This is a genomic window from Aporhodopirellula aestuarii, assembly GCF_023701485.1.
Classification (GTDB): Bacteria; Planctomycetota; Planctomycetia; order Pirellulales; family Pirellulaceae; genus Rhodopirellula; species Rhodopirellula aestuarii.
This window is the reverse complement of the sequence record NZ_JAMQBK010000131.1, coordinates 1-1,317: the sequence shown is the minus strand read 5'-3', so window position 1 is coordinate 1,317 and position 1,317 is coordinate 1. Positions and strand designations below refer to the sequence as shown.

The 1,317-nt window shown below is 52.8% G+C and carries 1 protein-coding gene; it reads right to left on the bottom strand.

Annotation, left to right across the window (positions count from 1 at the left end; all coding sequences use genetic code 11):
- On the bottom strand, positions 1 to 1,172 hold a 1,172-nt coding region (locus NB063_RS31175), incomplete at its 3' end, for an IS4 family transposase (protein ID WP_250933608.1).
- Positions 1,173 to 1,317: the final 145 nt, after the last annotated feature.

Below are 1,317 nucleotides of genomic sequence, written 5' to 3'. Positions count from 1 at the left end.
TTAGCATCAGGCCGGCGAGCTGCGTCGCGCAGCTGCAGCAGCGTCAACGTAACAACCGATAGCACGGCAATCGCAGGCTGCAATCGTTCTTCGCTGGTGAACTGGATGCTTTCGATGCGGCACCCCGTCTTCATGCCTTTGTGATACTCCTCGATAACCCAGCGGCATTCATACCAGCCAACCACACGATAAGCTGCAGTGAAATTATTCACCGGCTCATTGGTAATCAGAATCCATTCTAGGCGTTCTTGTCCCTCAGGCGGATCGACTTCCCAGACGCGAATTGCCCAGACCTTCATCGCGGGCTGGCTTCTCTTCCCCTTGGACGGTTTGATTTGTACGGCAGCGTACGCTACCGCCATGTTGGCTTGGCGTGCGTGGCGGGTCACCACCTTTTTCTTTTCGTTGCCACGCCCTCTCCGCAATTCGACCCGTGAAGTGACTTCCAGAGTCCACGTTCCGGCTGGGGGCAACGTCAACATGTACGTATGCAGTTTTGCATTCTCGCCAGTCTCATCGTGTCCCACAAGAATACAACGATTGTGCGACGAGCGAATAACAAAGCGGCGACCGCTACTGACTTCGTATTCAAGAAACTCAGCCGTATCTGCACCGCGATCACACACATCGACCAAGTTCCAGTTGCTTGGCAACGCCTGCACGCCTTTGAGCCACAACAGGCTTTCTCGCGTTTCGCGTTTACTTCTCTGTGCCCGAGTCTCGGATTTCGAAACGGTTGTACGATGATGCAACACCTGATTGACCAAGCCCAATACTTCCCGATTCTCCGGGTCAACGGCCAGCGAGTTGTGAGTGATGTAACCACGTCGGGTTCCACAGCCAATTTTCCCCAGCTCGTCCAAAGATTTGTGAGTCGTGTAGTCCAATTCTGTGGTGTCATGCAGTATCAGAACGGGTGCATCCAGCTGCTCGATACGCTCGAATGTCGCCTCGCGGTGGGCTTTCAGGATCGATTCGTGCTTGACGTCATCCTTATCCATCAAACGATAGAAGGCTTGCAAATCAGCTGGACAACGAAACTTCTGTGGCAACGTTCCGCCCGGACGCGCGCACATCTGATCAACCAGTTTGACCAGTCGCTTCGTTCTTCGCTTGTCGCCAAGTTCTGCGTTTCCGAAATTCATTTCACCAAAACTTTTTACCTCAGTCATACCCGACCTTCCGTGAATGTTAGAGCTGGTTACCCATCCGTCGCTCGTAATCATCCACAGTCGATCAAGTCCATTGCATTGCTGACGCAAGCAAAACCAAGGCGTGATTGCCCTTACAAATACCCACAACCAATCCAACTTACAC